The following is a 17,054-nucleotide window of genomic DNA, read 5'->3' on the forward strand; positions in this document are numbered from 1 at the left end:
TGTTGCGTCGACGGTGGCCGGATGCAGAGCTCAATACGGTGTCCTCCCCGCCGAGCCGGGCGTGCAAGGCCCGCGCGGGCAGGCGGCCTGGAGGGAGTTCACGCCCTGCCTGGCATTCCCGGCCGGGATGGGGACGGTCGTCTGCAGCACCAGCGCGGTCGAGTCGGTCGACGCCCGCTGGCGGAAGTCCACCCGCAGCCGGGGCCGCTTGCCCTGCGGTCGGGCCGTGTTGAAGGTGCTCTACCTCGCAGTCCGGGAACTGGTCGGGCCCAAGGCGTGCGGCATCAGCCGTGTGGCAGCACATTGGAAGGGCGCCCTCGACGCGTTCGCGCTGTTCTTCGAAGACCGGGTCGGCATCCGGTGAGAACCGGGGACTTGCGCAAGGACGCTTGCACGCCCCGGATGGCCTTCGGCTTCGATGACGGAGATGGCGACGACAGCGCGGTTGGGGGACTTCGTTGTGTGTGAGGGGGCGGTCGGGGAGGCTTTGGTCGCTGCTGCCGGCGTTGTGCAGCGCTCGTCTGCCGGGGCGGCAGGACGTGTCGGGGTGCCGTGTCTGCCGGCGTTGCATGCTCCGGGATGCACCGGCGGGGTCCTGCGCGTGCGCCTGCCGTTGTGGGGTCTGCTCTCACTACGACACTCTGTAAGCCAGTTCTTGGGGGAGGCTGGCATGGGGCAGGAGGCGGTGTCGCGGCAGGAACTCATCCGCCGGCGGCGCAGCAGGGGGTTTGTCGGGCGGCGGCACGAACTGGCGGTGTTCCGAGAGAACCTCGCCCGGGACCCGAACAGTGAGGCGTATCAGTTCCTCTTTCACGTCCACGGTCTTGCCGGTGTGGGCAAGTCGACCCTGATCCGGCGGTGGGAGGCAGTGGCACGGGAGGAGGGCGCGGTCACCGCTGTTGTGGGGGAGGAGGCGGTCAGTGCGCTCGAGGCGATGGAGGCGATCAGTTCTCGGCTGGCGCGGCAGGGCTGCCCGCTGAAAGCGTTCGACAAGCAGCTGAGCCACTACCGGCAGAAGTGTCATGAGGCCGAGGCGGCCATGGCGGGGCTGCTGCCGGACGGTGACGGCCCTGGTGCCGCCCTGGAGCCGTCCCCGGTCAGCGCCCTTACCGCTCAAATCGGGATGGCGGGCCTGTCGCTCGTTCCCGGCGTCGGCGCGTTCAGCGGCGTGATTCGTCCGGAACAGGTTGCTGCCGGCCTGGACCGGGCGCGCGCGGCGGTCGGCAACAGACTGCGCAGCCACGAGGACACCCGGCTGGTGCTCTCGCCGTTGGAGATGCTCACCCCGCCCTTTCTCGCGGACCTTGGCAGCGTGGCTGAACGAAGGCCGTGGGTGGTGCTCTTCTTCGACACCTACGAGCGCACCGCGCCGCTCCTGGACACGTGGCTGCGCGATGCCCTGGTCAACGAGGCGTACGGGACCGTGCCCGTCAACGTCCAGGCTGTGCTCTGTGGTCAGGGCCGCCTCGACCCGGCATGCTGGGCGGACAGCCTCGACCTCGTCACCGAGATTCCCCTCGAGCCGTTCACCGAGGACGAGGCGCGGACCCTGCTTGCCGCCCACGGAGTGTCCGACGAGCGGGTGACCCAGCTCGTACTGAGCCTGTCGGGACGGCTGCCGGTGCTGCTGGACGCGCTCGCACGAAACCGCCCGCAGGACATGGACGCCGTCGATGATCCATCGGACACCGCGGTCGAGCGCTTCCTGAAGTGGGAGAGGGACCCCGTCCACCGCGACATGATCCTCGCCTGCGCCTTGCCCCTGCGGCTCAACGACGACATTTCCCGCATCCTCGCGCCAGCTGGCGGCGACGGACTGAATCGCCTGAGAGAACTCCCCTTCCTCACGCACCGGTCAGGCACCTACGGCTATCACGACGTGATTCGCTCATCGATGCTGCGCCTGCAACGCCTGCGCTCTCCTGTCGACTGGCGCCGTCGGCACACCCAGCTGGCCGCGGCCTTCACCACATGGCGCCGCGAGCAGGAGCAACGGCTCACCCTCCACCGCCTCTGGGACGACCCCGTGTGGCGCGACCACCGGCTGAACGAGACCTACCACCGCCTCTGCGCCCACACCCCCTCCGCCCTCCCGGAAGCACTTCACGACATCATCCGTGCTTGCGCGCACAGCGCGGAATCAGTGCGCCGCTGGGCCCAACTCCTTGTCCGAGCAGGCCAGGACTCCGACACCCACCACCTCACCCTGACCGGACAACGTCTCCTGGAACTCGCATCCCAGCCGTCCCGGGAGAGAGAAACACTCACAACCCTGCTGACACTGCCCGGCCTGGAGAAGCCGGCACAGGCCCTCGCCTACACACTCCGCGGCCAGGACCACCGGCTGAGCGGCCGCCACCACCAGGCAATCGAGGACTACACCACCGCCCTGAGCCTGGACTCGACCCTGGCCCGCGCCCACGCAGGACGAGGCCACGCACACCGCAGCCTGCGCCACCACCAAGCCGCCCTCGCAGACTTCGACCACGCCATCAGACTTGCTCCCGACCAGCCCCTGCACCGGATCAACCGCGGCGCCGCACGACAAGATCTGCGGCACTACGAGGCCGCCCTCGCGGACTTCGACCAGGCCCTCGACATCGACCCCCGCAGCGCCCGCGCCCTGGCATTCCGGGGCCAGGTCCACCACCGCATGCGTCAGCACCAGACGGCCCTGGACGACCTCTCCCACGCCCTCACCCTGGATCCCGACTACGCCTGGGCCTATGCCGTCCGCGGGGACGTCCACCTCACCCTCGGACACGCCCAAGCCGCCATCACCGACCTCGACCACTCACTCGCGCTGCAACCGGACACCGCGTGGCCGCACTGCTGGCGCGGAGAGGCGCACCGCGCTCTGGGGCACCACGCGAAGGCCCTCGCCGACCTTGAACACGCCATCGCGCTGCGCCCGGAACGCGGATGGTTTCACTACCAGAGCGCCCTTGTCATGCGCCTGACCGGAGCGGCACAAGAGCCCCAGCGGTGGCGCAGGGCCCTGGAGATCTTCGAAGAGCAGGCCGCGGAAGAGGAAGCGAGCGACCTGGCACGCAGCAACCTCCTGGTAGCACTGTGCGGGCTTCCTGACTGGGACCGCGCCGAGAGCCAGCTGGAGGCCTTCCTGTCTCACGCGCCCTCACCCCACCAGGTCATAGAAGCTCTAGACGATCTGGAAGATCTCAGGCGCGCAGTGCCTGTCGAAACCCAGCAACTGGCTGCCGTGCTCGGCCGGCTTCGAGAGGAGCTCGAGAGGGCCAGGAACTGAAGAGGAACACGAACCGCGACATCCGCCTGCGCGGGAAGACGGGCACGCTCCTCTTCGGCGCGGCCGGGGACCGGACAAGATCTCGACAAAGAGTTCCTCCTGGAGGAGTCCGCGCGCTGCGCGCCGTGTACCGCGGTCACGCGCTCCGGCATTGACTGCGCAGCCGACACCCTGGACGCCGGCACCGCTCACGTCCGGATCCACTCTTCCGCCCCGCCCGTTCCGACGCCCCACGAGGAACTCATGCAAGAAGCACGGGAAGCACGGGAAGCACGGGAAGCACGCTATTGGAGATTCGAGGAGGACTTAGGGATCAGCCTGTTGACCGCGAGGCTCGGAGCGGATCCGGCACCGGTGGCGCCGGACGGGGACGCCTACGACGCCGGTGCCCTCCAGGACGACGCCCGCCTGCTGCTGGACTCGCGCCTTGCGGCCGAGACCCTGCGCACGGTGTGGCGCGCCGCAGCAGGAGGCCGGGATCCCGGGGCGGACGTCCTCGGCCTGCTCCGCCTGATCGTGGCGTCGGCCGAAGACCGGATCGCCCGGGAGAGCGCCGGTTCCTCTCCCGGCGACGCATTCCCCGACGGCACATCCCGCTGATCACGGTGGACGAACCGGCGATGAGTCAGACCGTGTGCGCCGAGGTCAGAGCCGTGTCGGACCGGCTGGCCGGCGCGGACGTCGGGCCCGCGCTGGAACGCGTGGCCGCCGAGGCCGACGCCGACCTCGGTTTCAGGCTGTTCCTGCGCGCCGTGAAGCAGACGCCGGTCGCCATCTCCGCGGAGCGGTAGGGAGGATCCGTTTGTGCCTTCTCCGTATCCAGCTGGCGGGCGCGCAGGACGGTCAGGCAGGCGTGGGCGGCCATGGCGAGGGTCATGTGGCGGTGCCGGCCTGGATGGCGGCGAACTTGGTAGTCGTCAGGCCACATTCCTGCGCGGGCCGTCGGCTGGTCCGCGCTGTGAGTCCGGATCAGCCGACGGATCCCTGGAACGTCTTTGTCACAGCCCGCACGAGCCGGTCCGCGTACTCCCGCTCGGCATCCCTGTATTGCGGGTACTCGGTGACGAAGTGGTTCCATTCCACCTGCCCGACAGCCTCCGCCACATCCTCGAGGAGGATCCGCTCGCGGTGCGGATACGGCCACTCGCCGGACAGCCGGAAGACCTCGTGCAGCAGTTCGTAGTGGAGCGGATGCCGCTCGGCCAGCATCACGGCGTCGTACAGATCCTTGCCCTGCGCGTACGCGTCACTGACCAGCCACATCAGCTTCCAGGCCAGGGACAGTTCCGGCGTGACCGCCTGCACGACCGTGCCGCCCGGCAGTTCGGTCGGCTCGGGTGCTTCGGGCAGGTGCTCGTTGAATACGAAGTCGAGCTGGACATGGCCGCCCGGCAGCCCGGGTGCGACCCACGGCAGCACCATTCGGCAGCCAGGCACCCGGTCGTAGGTCCAGATGTCCTCGACTACCGCGCCCTGCGCCGAGATTGCGACCTCGCCTCCACGCGCGTCGGCCAGCGTCTGTGCCGCTTCAGCGATCTCGCGCAGCATCCGGTCCGTGCGATCGTCGTCGATCCGCCAGGTGTGAGGGACGACGACGAAGTCCAGGTCACCAGGTTCGCGGGCGGCGTCCGAGAACCACACCGACATCAGCACGCTGCCCCTGAGCACCAGTGCATCCACCCACTGCGACGCGGCGACCGCGTCCAGCACCAGGTACAGGGCCCGCCGCCGGGCCGCCCGCCACGCCTCGCCCCGCGCCGGATCCCCAAACCGCGGGTCGGTCGCGCGGTAGGCGTTCTGATGGTGCTTCAGCGACGGGTCGAAGACGGCCTGCTGCACCACGTCGTCCCCTGGCACCCACTGCAGCGTTTTCGGCAGGTCCTCCGCCCTGCGGGTGGCCTCGTCCAGCGGTTCCCGGGGCAGCTCGGTGCTCCGCCAGCCGAACTGGTCCCACGCCGTCCCGCTCATGTCCGTACCCCCACAGGTTCCTCGATCCAACCGTCGTCCACGGACAGATCACTGTCAAAGAGCACGAACTCCCGCTCCACGCCCAGGACCACGAAGTCTCCCAGGTCTGTCAGCAAGTGCTCCAGCGCTCGCCCCGCCCCGTCAGCGTCCACTGTGCGGCACCGCTGTGTCACGAACCGCTCGTGCCGGGCGCCAGCCCGCACCCGTAGGGCGTTCCACGACAGATGGGCGCCGTGCGGCACCACCCGGGCTGCGAGCGCGGCCAGGTCCGTGTCTGCTTCGAGCAGCAGCTTCACGTGATGCTCGAAATACCTTTCGTCGTCATCGCCGAGCCGAGCCGGCACCTCCGCGGCCCATGGCGTGCACTCGGCCTTGACCCGTACCGGCTCGAAATTGTCTGCACGAAGCCCGGCCACGATGTCTCGCACTTGCTCGGCCTGCTTAACGTAGGACGAGGAACCGGACAGTGTGAGCATGGGCTGATCGCGCATCCGGCCGCGCGCCAGGACGATATGCGTCACCTTCAGACCACCCGAGGCCGCCCACCGCTGCAGCCGCACCCACTCGTCGGGGTCGGCGCAGTGGACCGTCACATGCGATTCGTACAGGGAAGCGGACACTCGCGGATCTTGCCAGACCACGACCGCTGACGCCCAATCAATTGAGACACGCTGGCGTCGGCTGGGAGGATCGCGACCGCCGTCCGGGCGCGCGGCGACCAGTGAGACTACCGCCAGGCAAGGCAGGACCCGTCGTGAGAGAGGGGCCTCGCTGCCCACCTGTACATGCCCACGCGCGACGCTGCCGCGACCTCCGTCTTCGAGGACACCACCCACGCTCACAGCCTCGACACCGCCGGGGTGCCCTGCAGCGCGCAGGTTGCCGAGGCTGAGCATCATGAAGGCTGCGCCTGACATGATGCGCGCTCATGGGAAGACGAGACGACAGCGACGAGGCATACGTAGTCGGCCTGTGCAATGAACTCCTTCGTGAGACAGCCTCACCTCAGCACACGTTCGACTGGCTGCTCGGGGATCCCGGGCAAAACGGCCGACGCGCGAAACTGCCCGTCGACGCCTTCTGGCCCGGCCACCAACTCGTGGTCGAATACCGCGAACTCCAACACGACCAGCCGATACCTCACTTCGACAAGCCGGACAAGCTCACCGTCAGCGGTGTCCATCGGGGCGAGCAGCGAGCCCTGTACGACGCCCGCCGTGAGGCCGAGATTCCCGCTCACGGACTGCGGCTGGTCGTGATCCGCCCGGCCGACCTCGACGCGGACGGACGAGGACGGCTGCGCCGCAACAGGGAGGCCGACCTGACGGCGCTGCAAAAGATCCTTGCACGCGCCAGCGACGAGGACCGCGTGACCGATGCCTTTCGCACGTGGCTGCTCAGCGAAGGCTGGACGCCGATCGATCCCACCGACCGCTGGACCGACCTCGAAGCCGTGCGTGGCGACGAGCGGCTGATCTGCGAGGCCAAAGGCCGCACCAGCGACAGGGGCATCGACGCCGACATCGCCTACGGCCAGCTGCTGCGCCGCATGACGAGCCAGGAACTCAAGATCCGCTACGCACTGGTTGTGCCGTCCTCGTCCGTCAAGGCAGCCGAACGGGTTCCCGGCCACATCCGCAGGATGCTGCGCGTTGACGTGTACGAGGTGACGGACGACAACCTGGTCCGCAGGCTTCGGGCGTAGATGGGCCGGCGGCCGGAGAACGCACAGGCCGGCCCGCCGCACTGTCGCTCATCGCAGGGCGGCCGGCACCGGGAGCTTTGCCTCCAGCCCTTCGACGGCGGCCGGGGTGCTGGGGCTGCTGTTGGTGGATCCATGGGGTTGGGGAGGCCGTTGAGGTTGATGACGGTGCAGGGGTGCAGGCGGCGATGTTCATGGACGTAGTGGCGAGCGGGAGCGGGGCGTGCAGGGAGGCGATGGATGGTCGACAACTCGCTGCGGCTGTCGGGCTGGAGCCGGTTCCGGCGAAGGCGGAAAGTGGTGCGGTCGAAAGCGAAGTGCTTGGCTGCGCGGAGTCGGCCGGGGAAGGTCCGGGGTTGTTCTGCGTGTCCGTTGCGCGAGCCGGGGCTGCCGCGTCCCCGGCGGTGGTGTGGGATCGTCCACCGCCGGGACACGAGGTCAGTGGAGGTCGGGTCCGCCTGCTGCGGCTATCTCGTCGAGCAGGCTGATTTCCTCGTCGGCGTCATCGGTGTCGTCCGGGATGCCCGGGCCGGCCTCGGGAAACGCCCCGGCTGTCTCCTCGCCGGCGAGGTGGGGGTACTTCTCCAGCAGGAAGCGTCGTCGGTAGGCCATGTCGGCGGCGTCGACTATGCCTTCCAGGGTGGCCCAGTTGAGGGTGCTTGCCACGACGATCCCGACCGCGGGCACGGCCTTACCGAGTCCTTTCTTGGTGAGGCGGAAGTTGAACGCCTTCGCGAACTGCGAGGAGACCTTGGCGACCACCGTCTCGTTCAGGACCTCCCACGTCTTGCCGCGGAAGAGTGCCTGGGTGAGCCGCGAGAGGTCGGCCATCGCGGCGTTCTTGGCGGTGGCCGAACTGGCCGTGCCGAGGTTGACGACCGACATCACGAACAGCTTCTCGGCAGGCTCCTCGGGGTCGTAGCCGTAGAACAGCGAGACCTGGCCGACGGCGCGGGAGGCGAGCCCGAGGACGAACGCGGTGTCGGCGACGAACGCACCGGTGATCGCACCTCCGCCTGGGGCTGCCGCGGCACCCGCGGAGGCGGCGATGACGAGCTGCCCTCCGGAGATCACCAGCCCCGCACCGGCTCCCGAGAGCGCCGCGGCGGCCGGGAAATACCAAATCGCCGCCCGCCCGCGGACCGCATCGACCTGTTCGAGATCGAGGCGGCGCACATCGGACAGCGAGGCCACGTCGTGCCCGCGCTTCTCGTGCAGGGCCACCACACGCTTGGAGGACAGGCCTGCCCGCGAGATGCGTGCCAGCGTCCGCCGTATGGACTGGGCGGCTGTGCCGCTCCAGTCGGGCAGGGCGTCGGCGGCTCCGCGAGCGCCGGCGCCGACCTTCTGCGCGCCCTTGGCGACGAACTGCTGTCCACGGGAGACTGCCGCCTTGGCCCGGGGGTGGTTCTCCAGATGCTTCGTGGCACGCTTGCCGACCTCCGCGACGCCCTGGGCCATGTGCTCGCCGGCGTTTCTCATCGCCCGTGACAGCGGGCGGTGCCTGAACTCCTGGACGGCACGCCATGCTTGGAGCTCGTAGTCGGAGGGCAGCCGCTCGGGCTGCTGCGGGTCACTCATGGCCGGTGGCGCTCCTGTGCGGGGTCGGGGCTGCCTGCAGCAGGCGCCGGTGTGCGTACACACAGAGCGGACACCCCGGATGTGAAAAAGGTTGCACGTTTTCGTGAGGGAAATGTGCTCACCCGTCTTGTGGTCGGCGTGAGTGCTGCTGTCGCGTCACGCGTCTGCCGAAACACGCCATGTCGGCGGGACAGTCGCACAGGCCGCAGTCAGGGTCTCCATCACGCGAGCCTGCCCCAGATTCATGGTGGTCAGGTCAGGAGGGTGGCGAAGACGCCGGTTGTGGTGGCGGCGAGGGTGATGACCGCAGCGAAGGCGACGGCGGCGCGAGTGAGTGCGGTGGGGTAGGTCGCGCCGTCCATGCGGGCGAGTTTGCCTGCGCCGGCGGCGGCCAGCAGTGCGACGACGATCACGAGAGCGGTGGCGAGGAGGACGACGGCGACGGTCACGGCAGACTCCCGGTACACGAAGGGGCGTTGACGTGGATAAAGGTCGCGGAAATGGTGTTCGCCGGGGTTCGCCGGGACGAAGATGAACACCGGCGAACACATCACGGTCCGGGGGCAAGCACGTGCGCGACGAGCACAACGGCCACAATCCGGCACTCACCGAACTGCGCGGGATGCTGAGCGGCGGTCTGGCCCGCATGCGGCTGAGCAAGACGGCTCTGGCCGGACGTGCGGGGCTGGGACGCACGACGGTGTCGCAGGCATTCCAGACCGATGGGCCGCTCCCCTCCGCAGAGACCGTGGCCGCACTGGCCCAAGCCTTGAAGCTGCCCGGCGAGAAGCTGCTGTTGCTGCAGCGGGAGGCGGCCCGTAGCGGGGTCCATGACCGGCCGGGGCTCGGAAGGCTGATCACGGAGTGGGACCCGCATGATCTGGAGATTCATCCGGCCTGGCACAGCAAGGCAGTCGACGGCTCCGAAGGGCCCGGTTCCCGGCCGCTGCCCGGGTACGTGCGGCGTGACCACGACCGTGTGCTGGCGGAGGTCGTCAAGGATGTGGTGGCCGGCCGCAGTCGGATCGTCGTCCTGGTGGGTACCTCGTCGACCGGGAAGACCCGAGCCTGTTGGGAGGCCGTGCAGCCGCTTGCGGAGAAGGGCTGGCGGCTGTGGCATCCCTTCGACCCGACCCGCGCCGAGGCCGCCCTGGAGGACTTGCACCGTGTCCGGTCGCGCACCGTGGTGTGGCTGAACGAAGCCCAGCACTACCTTGGTCATCGGGAAACCGGCGAACGAATTGCCGCCGCACTCCAGACTCTGCTCACCACTGCAGAACGTGGCCCCGTGCTTGTACTGGGCACCCTCTGGCCCGAGTACGACACCCGATACACCGCCTTGCCGTCATCGGAGCGGCACGACCCGTACAGCCGGACCCGGGAACTGCTGTCCGGCCACACCCTGAGCATCCCCGAGACGTTCGACGCTCAGGCCCTGGCGACGGCCAAAGCCCTTGCCGATGACGGCGACCGGCTGCTGACGGATGCCCTCACCCGTGTCGGGGCCGACGGGCGCCTGGCCCAGGACCTGGCTGGCGCACCCGAACTCCTTCACCGCTACGAACGTGCGACCCCCGCCGCCAGGGCAGTGCTGGAAGCGGCAATGGATGCCCGCCGCCTCGGCGTCGGCCTCCACCTGCCGAAGGCTTTCCTCGTCGACGCCGCATCCGACTACTTCACCGACCACGAGTACGACCGGCTCACCGACGACTGGGCGGAGCAGGCTTTCGCCGAACTCGCCGAACCGGTGCACGGCAGACAGGCCCCCCTGCACAGCACCACACCCCGGCCGCGGCGACGACCACCGTCGCCCTCCCCGCCCGCCGACCCCCCGCGGCCGGCACCCGCAGGGTCGATGCTCCGGCTCGCCGACTACCTCGAACAGCACGGCCGCACCACCCGCAGCCCCCTGTGCCCGCCGGCCTCCTTCTGGCACGCCGCCTACACCCGCCTCACCCACCCGGACGACTTGGACGAGCTCGTCGAGGCCGCCGAGGACCGACACCGCCTGCAGTGGGCCCACCACCTTCGCTGCCGTGCCGCCGACCACGGCAGCGTCAGCGCCCTGTGTGCACTGGCCGCGATGCGGGAGGACGTGGGGGACCGGGAGGAGGCTGAGAACCTCTACCGACGGGCGGCCGACCTCGGCGATACCGATGTCCTTTTCCACTTGGCCGTATTGCGGGAGGGAGCGAGTGACAGGGAGGGCGCCGACGACCTTGCCCGCCAGGCCGCCGGCCATGCAAACATCGGCGTTCTGCAGGACTTGGCCGAGTTGCGGGAGGAGGTCGGGGACTACGAGGGCGCTGAAGTCCTGGCCCGGCTGGCCGCCGACCACGGCAGCACCACCGTTCTGTGCCGCGTGGCCATGTTGCGGGAGCAGTCCGGGGACCAGGCCAGTGCCGAGAGCCTCTACGAGCTGGCCGCTGACCATGCCAGCGACGGTGCCCTGTACTGCCTGGCCGTGATCCGACAGCAGAGGGGAGACCATGACGGCGCCGAGAGGCTCTACCAGCGGGCCGCCGACTACGGCGACCCCGACGCCCTACGCGACGTGGTTACGATGCGGGAGATGGTGGGGGACTGGAAGGGCGCTGAAATCCTCGCCCGGCGCGCCGCCGACTGCGGCAGGCCTGAAGTCCTGTACAGCCTGGCGCTGATGCGAGAGGAGGCCGGGGACGGCAAGGGTGCCGAGAGGTTCTATCAGCAGGCCGCCGACCATGGCAGTACCGAAGCCCTCTACCGCCTGGGCCGGTTGCGAGAGAAAGCCGGGGACGGCAAGGGTGCCGAGAGGCTCTACCGGCAGGCCGTCGACCACGGCAGCACCGAAGCACTTTTCCCCTTGGCTGGTTTGCGGGAGCAGGCAGGGGATGGGGAGGGCGCGGAGAACCTCTACCGGCAGGCCGCCGACCGCGGCAAGTCCGCCGGTCTGCCCCGCCTGGTCACCTTGCGGGAGAGGGCCGGGGACCGGGAAGGCGCTGAGACCCTTGCCCGTCAGCTCGCAGACGACGGCAATCCCGAGGGGATGAGCCGCCTGGGCCGCTTGCGGGAAAGGACCGGGGACCGGGAGAGTGCTGAAAACCTCTACCAGCAGGCCGCCGAACACGGCAGCAGCTTCGCCCTGCACTTCCTGGCCGCCCTGCGGGAGCAGGCGGGGGACCCGAAAGACGCAGAGAACCTCGCCCGGCTGGCCGCCGACCGCGGCAACCCCGACCCTCTCTACCGCCTGGGCCGATTGCGGGAGAAGGCAGGGGACCGGGAGGGTGCCGAGAACCTCTACCGTCAGGTCGCCGACCGCGGCAGAGCGCGCGACATGCCTCCTGGAGGGGCAGCTTTCGGTGCATGGTGGCCCGATGGTCTGGACCCGGACGGACGGCCCACACCGCCGTGGCAGTGATCGCCAGCTGTGGCACAGGCACGGACAGCCGCCGCACCGAGACGAACCGGCGCGGTCGGGACATGGCCCTCACGGTCGTCGAGGGCGGCGCTGCCCGGCCATCAGATCGGCTGCCCACGGTCTCGTGACCAGTGGCGTTCCTTCAACGAGGTCTCATGGCCGTCGTCCAGGACGCAGATCAACCTCCAGCGGCCATGCTTGCCCGGGCAGGTCCGAAGGAACACAGGCGTGATCCCGACGCGTCCCACCCCTTCTCATGAAGCGGACTTGTCGAGGAACGCGCTGCGCTGCCCGTGCCAGGACACCCGCAGTGCCTCTCGAGCCCGCGTGCATGCCACGAAGAGCAGACTCAACTCGCCCATGACGTCCTCTTGGTGCTGCTGAGGGTCGATGTCCTCCGCAGTGACAGCGCTGTTCATAGGGACGATGCCGTCGTTGACGCCGACGACGGCCATGCAGCGGAACTCCAGTCCCTTCATACGATGCATCGTGCCGATCCGGACTCCGTCACCGCTTGCCGATGCCCCGCTCAGGACTGTGGCCGGCACACCGGCTTCCTCCAGGGATCGGGCGACCTCCTTGCCCAGCTGGATGTACCGCACCGCAACCCCTATCTCGCGAGGAGAGACGCCGGCGCTGTTCCACTCCTTGACCTGAGCCACCAGATCGAAGAGTTCGTCGGACTTGGTCTCCGCGCCGCTCATGTGCGGAGCAGCGCCGTGGAAGGCAGATCGATAACCGATCAGCGACTCGTCGCCTCCGTCCATGTCGTCGACGTGCCGGCCCGCGAGCAGCTCGGTGGACCAGGCGAGGATTTCCTGTGTGGTCCGGTAGTTGATGCGCAGACGGGTGGAGCGGCCCGTGACCGAGATGCCGAGGCTGCGCAGCGACACCTTGTTGCCGTAGATGCGCTGATGCGTGTCACCGGCGATGAACAGGTCGTCGGGGCCGGACGGGACCAGAGCCCTCAGCATCCGCCACTGGGCTGGATGCAGGTCCTGCGCCTCGTCGATCACCACATGACGGTAAGGCCGTTCGTCCCCACGTGCCTGCAGAAGCCGAGCCGCTTCAGCACACACCTGCAGGAAGGTCCACTCGTCCGTCTTTCGTAGTTCGCTGACGAAGGCTTCGACAGCGCGCCACACCTGCGCGCGCTTCAACGGGCCGAGCGGGGTGCCACGTCCGCTGCGGGACGCCTTGAGGTAGGTCTCGGGCGCGCGCAGGTCCTGGGCGAGTATGACGTGCCGCCACTCCTGGTCGAGGAAGACGTCGGTGAAGTCGATCCCCAAGTTCCGGGCGATGCGCTCCCAGCGAGCCGTGATCTCCTTCTGGCTGGTGACGATGGCCAGAGGGGTGCCATTGCGGCTCTCCCGGACGATCTGATTGGCGAGCGCGTCCACGTTGGTGACGCGGATCTTCGCCCTCAGACGCTCGTCAGGAATGAGCAGCTCAAGACTCCCGCGCAGGTCGCCGGCGAGGTCCCTGGTGAACGTGGTCAGCAGAATCGACTCGTCGGGCGCATCGGCCGGAAGCTGTCGAGCCAGATGCAGGGCACGGTGCAGGGCGACCACGGTCTTTCCGGTACCGGGGCCGCCGAGGACCCGTGCCGGGCCGTTGTACGACGGCCGGTAGGCGACCTTGCGCTGACTCGGATGCAGGAACACCCGCCACGTGTCGAAGGGCCGCGACAGGATCTCCATCAGCTCGTCGGGTCCCGACACCAGAGCGATCCTGCCCTGCGAACGAGCCATGGCGGCCGAGAGGTCGTCCTGGCCGACGGCTGACGCCGACTGCTCGCTGCCCGCTGCGGCCTGCCGGGATGCACGAAGAGACGCCTGCTCCAGCTGGACGAGCACGACCTCCCGCCAGACGTCCTCCGGTTCCATCCGGGCGGCGAGACCGGCCAGCACGTCGTACTGCTGCTCCGGGAGGATCTTGTGCAGGGCGTCGAGGTGAGCCTCTTCGCTGAGGTGCCGCACCAGGGGGAGCAGGTCGGCGTCGATGCCCAACCTGGTCAGGTCCTTGTCCGAGACGTGAGCGAAGAGCGGTTCACCGGCCGGCGAGGGCAGCCCGCGCACTCCGGCGGTCGCCTGCTCGAGAGCGACGTCGTCGCGCAGCTCGATGCCCTGCGTGGCGGAGTTGACGGTCGCCCGATGCTTGACGGCCCAGGCGATGGCGTCGTCGTGGGGCATCACCTTCAGGAGCAGAAAGCTGTCCCCGGACTCGGGGGCCAGGACGACCCCGCGCATGAACTGGTTGATGCGGATGGTCCGGATACGGGGATCGCGGGCCTTCTCGAGCTTTTCGAGATGGAGTCCCGCGTGCCGGTGCTCCCGGAACTTGTCGAAGACTTCGTGCACGCGCTTTTGGACGGGCTTCTCCAACTTGGCGAACTCCATCAGGAAGTCCTTGTGGATGCCCAGCGTCGCCATCCCAGCCCCCGGTCACGCGCTCCGTCGATTCTTTGGATCACCGTACCCGGATGGTGAAACAATGAAGAACTAGCCCCCGGACACCTTGGCGGAGAGGGACGCGCGTGCACGCTCGGGAGATCACGTTCAGCAAGCTGGTCCAGGGCGAGATGCAGTTCCAGGTCCCCCTCTACCAACGCACCTACAGCTGGCAGCGCGAGCAGCTCCAGCAGTTGTGGGACGACGTGCAGGAGTTGGCCGAGGACCAGTTGGAAGGCAGGCCGCCCGCTGCCCACTTCCTGGGTTCCGTCGTCCTGGCCCCTGAACGGGTCGCGGCAGGAGGAATGCAACGCTGGCTGGTCGTCGACGGACAGCAGCGACTCACCACTCTGATGCTCGCCTTCACCGCGCTCAGGGACCGCCACCGCGAGCGTGGGGCGGCCAAGAAGGCTGACCGCATTCACGATCTGCTGCTGGTCAACGGGTACCAGGACGGTGAGGACCACTACCGGCTCCTGCCGACCCAGGCTGATCGCGAGGCGTTCGTCGCGTGCGTGGAGTCCCTGCCGAAGGCGGGCGGTCCGGGAAACATCGGCGCCTCCTACCGGTTCTTCCTCGCGGCCCTCACCGAAGGAGAGGAGAACGGGGGCGAGGAGTGGGTCGACGCGGTCGAAAGGGTCCTCGGCAACCTGCTGTCGATCGTTGCGATCACTGCCGCCGAGGGTGACAACGTCTACCGGATCTTCGAATCCATCAACAACACGGGCGTCGGTCTGAGCCAGAGCGATCTGCTGCGCAACTACCTCTTCATGTGCCTGAAGACCCGCGGGGAGTCCGTCTACCGCAATGTGTGGCTGCCCATGCAGGAACTGCTCGGGCCCGTCAACCTGGAACTGCTGGTGTGGCTCGACCTTGTCGTGGCCGGCAACAGCCGCGCCAAGCAGAGCGACATCTACAGGGACCAGAAGAAGCGGCTGGAACCGCTGGCCGACGACGAGGCGGCTCTCCAGGCCGAGATCGCCTCGCTGGCCGAAAGAGCCGGGCGGCTCAAGCGAATCCTGGAGCCCGCACGGGAGCCCGATCCGGCCCTGCGCGAGGTGTTGGAGCGGTTGTCCCGATGGGGTGGCCAGACTCATTACCCGCTGGCTCTTCACCTGCTCGACCTGGTGGACAGCGGCCGTGCCACAGCCCAGGAGGCGGCCGTGGCGCTGGCGTACGCCGAGAGCTACATGGTGCGACGTCTGCTCGCCGGCCTCTCGACCACCGGCAACAACCGCGTCTTCATGGAACTTCCGAAGGAGTTGGACAAGGAAGAGTCGGTGGCCGAGGCCGTGCGCCGTTTCCTGTCGAGGAACAAGACAGGCGCACGCATGTGGCCCGGTGACGCCTCGCTCCGTGAGGCCGTGCGAACCCGCCCCTTCTACAAGGCGGGCCGTGGCACCCAGCGGTTCCAGGTACTGCGCCGACTGGAGGAGAGCTACAACGCGAGCGAGCCGGTCGACTACTCGAAGGCGAAACTGACGGTGGAACACGTGCTGCCGCAGAGCCCGGCGCAGCAGTGGTTCGACCTGCTCGCCGAGGAGGCCGAGGACGGCGAGAGCCCGGAGGAACTCCACGCCGTCCTCGTCCACACCCTGGGCAATCTGACGCTCTCCGGGGACAACGCACGTCTGTCGAACCATCCCTTCCGTCGTAAGCAGGAGATCCTGGATTCCAGCGCCCTGCGGATGAACCAGAACATCGCGGCCGAGGAGCGCTGGGGCAGAGCCCAGATCCTGGCGCGCGCCGATGACCTGGCCGAGCGGGCCGTGCGGTTGTGGCCCGGACCCGAGGAGGGCATGGTCCACGCGGATGACGAGTGGGCGGGGTGGAAGGAGCTGCGGGAAGCGCTCCTCGCGATGCCGTCAGGGACCTGGACGACGTACGGTGACATCGGCGCGCTCATCGGCACGCATGCCATCGCGGTCGGCAACTACGTGGCATCCAAGTCCGGCGTCCATGGCGCGTACCGCGTCCTGACGGCGGACGGCCGTGTCTCTGCGGGATTTCGCTGGACCGACGACCAGCACTCAGGTGATCCGCGGGACCTGCTGGAGGCCGAAGGCGTCCCCTTCGACGGCGGGGGCCGCGCCGGCCGCTCCCACCGGCTGACCACCGCAGACCTGGGAATTCTCCTGGGCAAGGACGCCTCGGAAGAAGGCGAGTCGGTCCCGACACAGGAACCGGACGACGAACAGCGTGCAGCCGCCGCGCGGTTCGAGGCCCAGTTGAGGGAGAACCAGACACAGCAGACCGTCGACGGGGTGCTGAGCGCGCTTCTTTTCTGGGAGCAGCAGGGCGGCCACCGTGCCTACGGCAGGGCGAGCGAGACCAGTTGCTTCCCGATGGTGGAGGCAGGTACCGCCCGTGCCTCACGCACCCTGTGGCCGATCGCACTCTACCCGGTGACGGGAACGGTCGAAGTCGTCTTCCAGCACCTGAAGCGCCGCACGCCGTTCGACGACGAGCCGATGCGGTGGGAACTGCTGACCCGGTTGAACAGCATCGACGGCATCGAACTCGCCGAGGCGAAACTGGACCTCCGTCCCTCCTTCCCCCTTGAGGTCTTCGCGGCTCACAGCGAAGAACTCTGCGCGGTACTCGAGTGGTTCGTGCACGCGGTGGCTCTCGCCGAAGCACGCCGCCCCTTGGAGGACATTCCCGTCGCGCCCTGAGACCAGGTGGGCCGAA

General features: G+C 68.6%; 12 protein-coding genes and 1 pseudogene. 7 read left to right on the forward strand and 6 right to left on the reverse strand.

Annotation, left to right across the window (positions count from 1 at the left end; genetic code table 11):
* The 4 genes from ABT085_RS10900 to ABT085_RS10915 all read left to right on the forward strand — a co-directional run.
* Positions 1-364: transposase (locus ABT085_RS10900; RefSeq protein ID WP_351604534.1), on the forward strand; the 364-nt coding region annotated here is incomplete at its 5' end.
* A gap of 63 nt (positions 365-427) precedes the next feature.
* A complete protein-coding gene (locus ABT085_RS10905; protein ID WP_351604536.1) occupies positions 428-3,265 on the forward strand; it encodes a tetratricopeptide repeat protein in 2,838 nt (945 codons plus the stop codon).
* 321 nt (positions 3,266-3,586) lie between these two features.
* Complete coding sequence (locus ABT085_RS10910; protein WP_351604538.1) at positions 3,587-3,865, forward strand: hypothetical protein; 279 nt, start codon at positions 3,587-3,589, stop codon at positions 3,863-3,865.
* Between the two features lie 20 nt (positions 3,866-3,885).
* A complete protein-coding gene (locus tag ABT085_RS10915) occupies positions 3,886-4,056 on the forward strand; it encodes a hypothetical protein (RefSeq protein ID WP_351604579.1) in 171 nt (56 codons plus the stop codon).
* Here ABT085_RS10915 and ABT085_RS10920 read toward each other — a convergent pair.
* The 3 genes and pseudogenes from ABT085_RS10920 to ABT085_RS10930 all read right to left on the reverse strand — a co-directional run.
* A pseudogene (locus tag ABT085_RS10920) lies at positions 4,047-4,198 on the reverse strand (IS701 family transposase); the annotation flags it as partial. The gene ABT085_RS10915 and the pseudogene ABT085_RS10920 sit on opposite strands and share 10 nt — an antisense overlap.
* Before the next feature lie 36 nt (positions 4,199-4,234).
* Positions 4,235-5,233 (reverse strand): nucleotidyl transferase AbiEii/AbiGii toxin family protein, encoded by a 999-nt coding sequence (locus ABT085_RS10925; RefSeq protein ID WP_351604540.1) that lies wholly within the window; start codon positions 5,231-5,233, stop codon positions 4,235-4,237.
* Positions 5,230-5,853 (reverse strand): hypothetical protein, encoded by a 624-nt coding sequence (locus tag ABT085_RS10930; protein WP_351604542.1) that lies wholly within the window; start codon positions 5,851-5,853, stop codon positions 5,230-5,232. The genes ABT085_RS10925 and ABT085_RS10930 overlap by 4 nt, the downstream gene beginning before the upstream one ends.
* A gap of 308 nt (positions 5,854-6,161) precedes the next feature.
* Here ABT085_RS10930 and ABT085_RS10935 point away from each other — a divergent pair, with 308 nt between their 5' ends.
* A complete protein-coding gene (locus tag ABT085_RS10935; RefSeq protein ID WP_351604544.1) occupies positions 6,162-6,938 on the forward strand; it encodes a hypothetical protein in 777 nt (258 codons plus the stop codon).
* Positions 6,939-7,373: 435 nt separating this feature from the next.
* Here the strand turns inward: ABT085_RS10935 and ABT085_RS10940 are convergent, their stop codons facing one another.
* Both ABT085_RS10940 and ABT085_RS10945 read right to left on the reverse strand, forming a co-directional pair.
* Positions 7,374-8,516, reverse strand: coding sequence for an EcsC family protein (locus ABT085_RS10940; protein ID WP_351604546.1), 1,143 nt, complete (start codon positions 8,514-8,516; stop codon positions 7,374-7,376).
* Positions 8,517-8,767: 251 nt separating this feature from the next.
* Positions 8,768-8,965, reverse strand: a complete 198-nt coding sequence (locus ABT085_RS10945; protein WP_351604550.1) for a hypothetical protein — start codon at positions 8,963-8,965, stop codon at positions 8,768-8,770.
* A gap of 122 nt (positions 8,966-9,087) precedes the next feature.
* On the opposite strand from ABT085_RS10945, the gene ABT085_RS10950 reads away from it, so the two are divergent.
* On the forward strand, positions 9,088-11,913 hold the full coding sequence (locus tag ABT085_RS10950; RefSeq protein WP_351604552.1) for a helix-turn-helix domain-containing protein: 2,826 nt from the start codon (positions 9,088-9,090) through the stop codon (positions 11,911-11,913).
* A 254-nt stretch (positions 11,914-12,167) separates the two neighbouring features.
* Here ABT085_RS10950 and ABT085_RS10955 read toward each other — a convergent pair whose 3' ends face one another.
* Positions 12,168-14,345 (reverse strand): UvrD-helicase domain-containing protein, encoded by a 2,178-nt coding sequence (locus tag ABT085_RS10955; RefSeq protein ID WP_351604554.1) that lies wholly within the window; start codon positions 14,343-14,345, stop codon positions 12,168-12,170.
* 104 nt (positions 14,346-14,449) lie between these two features.
* On the opposite strand from ABT085_RS10955, the gene ABT085_RS10960 reads away from it, so the two are divergent.
* The gene (locus ABT085_RS10960) at positions 14,450-17,038 is read left to right on the forward strand and encodes a GmrSD restriction endonuclease domain-containing protein (protein ID WP_351604556.1); all 2,589 of its coding nucleotides are present in this window, start codon (positions 14,450-14,452) and stop codon (positions 17,036-17,038) included.
* The last annotated feature ends 16 nt before the right edge of the window (positions 17,039-17,054 follow it).

It is taken from the genome of Streptomyces sp. NPDC002265, from assembly GCF_040296125.1.
GTDB lineage: Bacteria > Actinomycetota > Actinomycetes > Streptomycetales > Streptomycetaceae > Streptomyces.

Excerpts from the sequence above, each read along its gene's own strand:
- ABT085_RS10905 (WP_351604536.1), top strand. The coding sequence starts at position 428 with ATGGCGACGACAGCGCGGTTGGGGGACTTCGTTGTGTGTGAGGGGGCG.
- ABT085_RS10915 (WP_351604579.1), top strand. The coding sequence starts at position 3,886 with ATGAGTCAGACCGTGTGCGCCGAGGTCAGAGCCGTGTCGGACCGGCTG.
- ABT085_RS10925 (WP_351604540.1), bottom strand. The coding sequence starts at position 5,233 with ATGAGCGGGACGGCGTGGGACCAGTTCGGCTGGCGGAGCACCGAGCTG.
- ABT085_RS10935 (WP_351604544.1), top strand. The coding sequence starts at position 6,162 with ATGGGAAGACGAGACGACAGCGACGAGGCATACGTAGTCGGCCTGTGC.
- ABT085_RS10940 (WP_351604546.1), bottom strand. The coding sequence starts at position 8,516 with ATGAGTGACCCGCAGCAGCCCGAGCGGCTGCCCTCCGACTACGAGCTC.
- ABT085_RS10955 (WP_351604554.1), bottom strand. The coding sequence starts at position 14,345 with ATGGCGACGCTGGGCATCCACAAGGACTTCCTGATGGAGTTCGCCAAG.